General features: G+C 73.8%; 5 protein-coding genes. All 5 read left to right on the plus strand.

What is annotated here, in order from left to right; genetic code table 11:
* Positions 1–46: 46 nt before the first annotated feature.
* The 5 genes from uvrC (at position 47) to gap (ending at position 6,438) form a co-directional block, all read left to right on the plus strand.
* Positions 47–2,197 (plus strand): excinuclease ABC subunit UvrC, encoded by a 2,151-nt coding sequence (gene uvrC, locus ACFUMH_RS10260; RefSeq protein ID WP_378204319.1) that lies wholly within the window; start codon positions 47–49, stop codon positions 2,195–2,197.
* Positions 2,194–3,135: an RNase adapter RapZ gene (gene rapZ / locus ACFUMH_RS10265; protein ID WP_378204322.1), complete on the plus strand. Its 942-nt coding sequence runs from the start codon at positions 2,194–2,196 to the stop codon at positions 3,133–3,135. The genes uvrC and rapZ overlap by 4 nt, the downstream gene beginning before the upstream one ends.
* Positions 3,132–4,127 (plus strand): uridine diphosphate-N-acetylglucosamine-binding protein YvcK, encoded by a 996-nt coding sequence (gene yvcK / locus ACFUMH_RS10270; protein ID WP_378204325.1) that lies wholly within the window; start codon positions 3,132–3,134, stop codon positions 4,125–4,127. Before rapZ ends, yvcK begins: the two co-directional genes overlap by 4 nt.
* A gap of 69 nt (positions 4,128–4,196) precedes the next feature.
* Entirely contained in the window at positions 4,197–5,177 is a 981-nt protein-coding gene (gene whiA / locus ACFUMH_RS10275; protein WP_378204328.1) for a DNA-binding protein WhiA, read from the plus strand.
* 253 nt (positions 5,178–5,430) lie between these two features.
* Entirely contained in the window at positions 5,431–6,438 is a 1,008-nt protein-coding gene (gene gap, locus ACFUMH_RS10280; protein WP_378204331.1) for a type I glyceraldehyde-3-phosphate dehydrogenase, read from the plus strand.
* Positions 6,439–6,494: the final 56 nt, after the last annotated feature.

A 6,494-nucleotide genomic window follows, 5' to 3' on the forward strand; every position in this document is an offset into this window, starting at 1 on the left:
CGCCTCACGACCGAGGGTGTCGGTGCGGCGAACTAGGCTCGAACGCATGGCCGATCCCGCGACCTACCGTCCTGCGCCCGGGGAGATCCCCGACGCACCCGGGGTCTACCGGTTCCGCGACGAGCACGGCCGCGTCATCTACGTCGGCAAGGCCAAGAGCCTGCGCAACCGGCTGAACAGCTACTTCCAGGACACCGCGCACCTGCACCCGCGCACCCAGCAGATGGTCACCACCGCGGCGTCGGTGCAGTGGACCGTGGTCGGCACCGAGGTCGAGGCGCTCGCGCTCGAGTACTCCTGGATCAAGGAGTTCGACCCGCGGTTCAACGTCAAGTACCGCGACGACAAGTCGTACCCGTACCTGGCCGTCACGATGGCCGACGAGGTGCCGCGCGTGCAGGTCATGCGCGGCACCAAGCGGCGCGGCACGCGCTACTTCGGGCCGTACGCGCACGCGTGGGCCATCCGCGAGACGGTGGACCTGCTGCTGCGCGTGTTCCCGGTGCGGACCTGCTCGGCGGGCGTGTTCAAGCGGGCGCGTCAGCAGGGCCGGCCGTGCCTGCTGGGGTACATCGACAAGTGCTCCGCGCCGTGCGTGGGGCGGATCTCGACCGAGGACCACCACCAGCTCGCGCAGGACTTCTGCGACTTCATGGCCGGCGACACGGCCCGCTTCACGCGGCGGCTGACGCAGCGCATGAAGGAGGCGGCCGCCGAGCTCGACTTCGAGCGGGCCGCCCGCCTCCGCGACGACGTCGCCACCCTCGAGAAGGCGACGGAGCGCAACGCCGTCGTCCTGTCGGACGGCACCGACGCGGACCTCTTCGCGATGGCGGGCGACGAGCTCGAGGCGGCCGTCCAGGTGTTCCACGTGCGCGACGGGCGCATCCGCGGCCAGCGCGGGTGGGTCGTCGAGAAGGTCGAGGACCTGGACGACGCGGAGCTGGTCGAGCACCTGCTGCAGCAGGTCTACGGCGGCGAGGACGCCGCCGACGGCGCCGCGACGGGTGCCGTCCCGCGCGAGGTCCTCGTGCCGGTGCTGCCGACCAACCTCGAGCAGGTGCAGACCTGGCTCACGGGCCTGCGGGGCAGCCGTGTCCAGGTGCGCGTCGCGCAGCGCGGCGACAAGGCGGAGCTGGCGCGCACGGTCCTGCGCAACGCCGAGCACGCGCTCGCGCTGCACCGCACGCGGCGCGCCGGCGACCTCACGACGCGCAGCCAGGCGCTGCGCGAGATCCAGGAGGCGCTGGACCTGCCGACGGCGCCGCTGCGCATCGAGTGCTACGACGTCTCGCACAACCAGGGCACGTACCAGTCGGCGTCGATGGTGGTGTTCGAGGACGGCCTGGCGCGCAAGAGCGAGTACCGCCTGTTCAGCGTGCGCGGGCCCGAGGGGCAGGGTGCGCGCGACGACACGGCCGCGATGCACGAGGTCATCACGCGCCGGTTCCGCCGCTACCTCGCGGAGCGGTCGCAGCTCGGCGACCCCGACCTCGGCGACGGCGAGGAGGACGACGGCCCGCGCAGCGGCGAGGTGGATGCCACGACCGGCCGTCCCGCCCGGTTCGCGTACCCGCCGAACCTCGTGGTGGTCGACGGCGGGCCCCCGCAGGTGGCCGCGGCCGCGGCGGCGCTGGCGGAGCTCGGCGTCGACGACGTCGCCCTGTGCGGCCTCGCGAAGCGGCTCGAGGAGGTCTGGGTGCCGGGGGAGGAGTACCCGGTCATCCTCCAGCGGAGCTCGGAGGGCCTGTACCTGCTGCAGCGTGTCCGCGACGAGGCGCACCGGTTCGCGATCTCCGCGCACCGCAAGCGGCGCAGCAAGGGCATGACCGCCTCGGTGCTCGACGACGTGCCGGGCCTCGGGCCGGCTCGCAAGGCCGCGCTGCTGCGGCACTTCGGCTCGGTGAAGCGCCTGCGGGCCGCGTCGGCCGAGGAGATCGCGACCGTGCCCGGCATGGGCGCGCGCACGGCCGAGGCCGTCGTGGCGGCGCTCGGTGGCGGCACGCCCGCGGGCGCGGCCGCCGAGCCGGCGACGGACGGCACGGCAGCGGACGGCACGGCGGCGGATGGCACGGCGGCGGACGGCACGGCAGCGGACGGCACGGCAGCGACGCCGGACCCGGCGGGCGACCCGACGGCGTCCTCCGGCGGGTCCCCGGAGGCGCGGGACGAGCGGGCTGGCATCCTGAACGCATGAGCGAGCCGTCGCCCATCACCGTCCCCTCCGGCATCCCCGCGCTCGAGGCGGCGGCCGAGGCCCCCGTCCTCGACCAGGCGCAGGTCCTGGTCATCACCGGCATGTCCGGCGCCGGGCGCACGCGCACCGCCGCCGTCCTCGAGGACCTCGGCTGGTACGTCGTCGACAACCTGCCGGCGCAGATGCTCACCCACCTCGTCGGGATGCTCACGAGCGGCCCCGTCGGGTCGGGCGCGCGCCGGCTCGGTGCCGTCATCGACGTGCGCGGCCGCGAGTACTTCGCCGCGCTGGCGGGCGTCCTCGAGCAGCTGCGCAGCGCCGGCGTCGACGTGCGGCTGCTGTTCCTCGACTCGTCCGACGAGGTGCTGGTCCGCCGGTTCGAGCAGGTGCGCCGCCCGCACCCGCTGCAGGGCGAGGGCCGGATCCTCGACGGCATCGCGCTCGAGCGGTCGCTGCTGGGGGAGCTGCGCGAGCAGGCGGACGTCGTCATCGACACCTCCGAGCTCAACGTGCACGACCTCGCGCGGGAGGTCCGCGCCGCCGTGAGCGGGCCCGGCGAGGACGTGCTGCGCGTGTCGGTCGTCTCGTTCGGCTTCAAGTACGGCCTGCCGCTCGACGCGGACCACGTGGTCGACGTGCGCTTCCTGTCGAACCCGTACTGGATCACCGAGCTGCGGCACCTGTCGGGGCGCGACGCGCCCGTGCGCGACTACGTGCTCGGCCTGCCGGGCGCCACGACGTTCGTCGAGCGGTACGTCGACGCGCTGGAGCCCGTGCTCGCCGGCTACCTCAAGGAGGAGAAGCGCTACGTCACCATCGCGGTGGGGTGCACCGGCGGCAAGCACCGCTCGGTGGCGATCAGCGAGGCGATGGGGGCGCGGCTGCGCGAGCGCGGGCACCGGGTGCAGGTGACGGCGCGCGACCTGGGCAAGGAGTGAGCGCGACGACGTCGGCGCGGCCGCAGGACCCGCGGCGGCCCGCTGTCGTGGCGCTGGGCGGCGGGCACGGGCTCTCGGCGTCGCTCTCGGCGCTGCGGCTCATGACGGACCGGATCACGGCGGTCGTCACGGTCGCGGACGACGGCGGCTCGTCCGGCCGGCTGCGCGAGGAGCTGGGCGTGCTGCCGCCCGGCGACCTGCGCATGGCGCTGTCCGCGCTGACCGACGACTCCGACTGGGGCCGCACGTGGCGGGACCTGCTGCAGCACCGCTTCGCGACCGACGGCCCGCTCGACCGGCACGCGGTCGGGAACCTGCTGATCGTCGCGCTGTGGGAGCTCCTGGGCGACACGGTCGGGGGTCTCGACCTCGTCGGCCGGCTGCTCGGCGCGCGCGGCCGCGTGCTGCCGATGGCGTCGGTGCCGCTGCGGATCGAGGCGGACGTGCGGCGCCCGGACGGGACGCTCGACGTGGTCGTGGGGCAGAGCGAGGTGGCGCGCACGGTCGACGCGATCGAGCAGGTGCGGCTGGACCCGCCGGCGCCGCCGGCGTGCGCGGAGGCCGTCGAGGCGGTGCGGGCGGCGGACTGGGTCCTCCTGGGCCCCGGGTCCTGGTACACCTCCGTTCTGCCCCACCTGCTGGTGCCGGAGCTGTGCTCGGCGCTCCTCGAGACGACGGCGCGCATCGTGGTCGTCCTCAACCTCACGCCCGAGGAGGGGGAGACCGCCGGCATGCGCCCGGGCGACCACCTCGACGTGCTGCGCGCCCACGCGCCGGACCTGCCGCTGCACGCGGTCGTCGCCGACCCCGCGTCCGTGGACGACGTCTCCGTCCTCGCCGACCGGTGCGGCGAGCTCGGGGCACGGCTGCTCGTGCGGCAGGTGAGCCGCGGCGACCAGCGGGACGTGCACGACCCGCTGCGGCTCGCGGCGGCGCTGCGCGACGTCGTGGAGGGGTACCTCGGGGACGTCGGGACGCGCACCCCGGGGTGACGCACGTGACGTCGGGGACGTCCGCGGAGGCGACCACGGACAGGTGTCCGGCAATGGCAGGATGACCGCATGGCGTTGACGGCACAGGTGAAGGACGAGCTCGCCCGCCTCAAGGTGGACAAGATCTCGTGCCGCAAGGCGGAGATCTCCGCGACCCTCCGCTTCGCCGGCGGCCTCCACATCATCTCCGGGCGCATCGTCATCGAGGCCGAGCTGGACACGGGCATCGCCGCGCGCCGCCTGCGGCAGGCCATCGCCGAGGTGTACGGCCACGAGAGCGACATCATCGTCGTCTCCGGGGGCGGCTTGCGGCGCGGCAGCCGGTACGTCGTGCGCGTGGTCAAGGACGGCGAGTCGCTGGCGCGGCAGACGGGGCTGCTCGACAACCGCGGCCGCCCGGTGCGCGGCCTGCCGCCGCAGGTCGTCTCCGCCGGCATCGGCGAGGCCGAGGCGGCGTGGCGCGGCGCGTTCCTCGCGCACGGGTCGCTGACCGAGCCGGGTCGCTCGTCCGCGCTCGAGGTCACCTGCCCCGGGCCCGAGGCCGCGCTCGCGCTCGTGGGTGCGGCGCGCCGGCTCGGCGTGACGGCGAAGGCGCGCGACGTGCGCGGCGTCGACCGGGTCGTCATCCGCGACGGCGACGCCATCGGCGCGATGCTCGCGCGCCTCGGCGCGCACGACACGATGCTCGTCTGGGAGGAGCGGCGTGTGCGGCGCGAGGTGCGCGGCACCGCGAACCGGCTCGCGAACTTCGACGACGCGAACCTGCGCCGGTCGGCCCGCGCCGCGGTCGCAGCCGGTGCCCGCGTCGAGCGGGCGTTCGAGATCCTCGGCGAGGACCTGCCCGAGCACCTGCGCCAGGCCGGCGAGCTGCGGCTCGCGCACAAGGAGGCCTCGCTCGAGGAGCTGGGCAAGCTCGCCGACCCGCCGCTGACGAAGGACGCGGTCGCCGGGCGCATCCGCCGCCTGCTCGCCACCGCGGACCGCCGCGCCGTCGAGCTCGGCATCCCCGACACCGAGGCCGGGCTCAGCCCGGAGCTGCTCGACCTGTGACGGCGGGCGCCGGCGCCCGCCGCGCAGCCGGGCGATCGTCCAGCATGCGAACGGGTGGGGTGCCGGACCAACGTCATGGGCGTGACCTGAGCCACGGGGTATAGGCTCGGGTCATCCGATCGCAACGCGCGCGCAACACGCTGGGCAACGTCCCCGCGTCGTGGCGGGCCGGCGACCGGGACGCACAGCGGCGTGCGTGACCGACACCAACTGTGTGCGCCGGGCTCTGCTCGGCGCGTGCCGAGGAGGGCAAGTGACCATCAAGGTCGGCATCAACGGCTTCGGCCGCATCGGGCGCAACTTCTACCGCGCCATCGTGGCCTCGGGGGCCGACATCGAGATCGTCGGGGTCAACGACCTGACGGACAACAAGACCCTGGCCCACCTGCTCAAGTACGACACGGTCCTGGGCCGCTTCCCGCTGAGCGTGGACTTCGACGACGAGAACATCGTCGTCGACGGCAAGGCGATCCGTGCGCTCGCCGAGCGCAACCCGGCCGACCTGCCCTGGGGCGAGCTCGGTGCGGACATCGTCATCGAGTCCACCGGCTTCTTCACGGACGCCGAGAAGGCCAAGGCGCACATCGAGGCCGGTGCGAAGAAGGTCATCATCTCCGCGCCCGCCAAGAACGAGGACGGCACGTTCGTCGTCGGCGTGAACCACGAGCAGTACGACGCGGCGACGCAGCACATCATCTCCAACGCGTCCTGCACGACGAACTGCCTCGCGCCGCTCGCCAAGGCCCTGAACGACGCCATCGGCATCGAGCGCGGCCTCATGACGACGATCCACGCGTACACGGGCGACCAGAACCTCCAGGACGGTCCCCACAAGGACCTCCGCCGGGCCCGCGCCGCCGCGCAGAACATCGTCCCGACGTCGACGGGTGCCGCCAAGGCCGTGTCGCTCGTCCTGCCCGAGCTCAAGGGCAAGCTGGACGGCTACGCGCTGCGCGTGCCGGTCATCACCGGCTCGGCGACGGACCTCACGTTCACTGCGAGCCGCGAGGTCACGGTCGACGAGGTCAACGCCGCCGTGAAGGCCGCCGCGGAGGGCCCGCTCAAGGGCGTCCTCGAGTACGTCGACGACGAGATCGTGTCGTCGGACATCGTGACGAACCCGCACCAGAGCATCTTCGACTCGAAGCTCACCAAGGTGTCGGGCGACCTCGTGAAGGTCGTCTCCTGGTACGACAACGAGTGGGGCTACTCGAACTCCCTCGTCAAGCTGACGGAGTACGTGGGCGAGCGTCTCTCCTGACGACGCGTCCGTAGGCAGTCCATGCGTCCGCGTGCGCCGAGGCCACCGGCCCGGCG

This window comes from Cellulomonas sp. NPDC057328, from assembly GCF_042667215.1.
Lineage (GTDB): Bacteria > Actinomycetota > Actinomycetes > Actinomycetales > Cellulomonadaceae > Cellulomonas.

Coding starts and splice junctions, on each gene's coding strand:
- uvrC (WP_378204319.1), top strand. CDS start 47: ATGGCCGATCCCGCGACCTACCGTCCTGCGCCCGGGGAGATCCCCGAC.
- rapZ (WP_378204322.1), top strand. CDS start 2,194: ATGAGCGAGCCGTCGCCCATCACCGTCCCCTCCGGCATCCCCGCGCTC.
- whiA (WP_378204328.1), top strand. CDS start 4,197: ATGGCGTTGACGGCACAGGTGAAGGACGAGCTCGCCCGCCTCAAGGTG.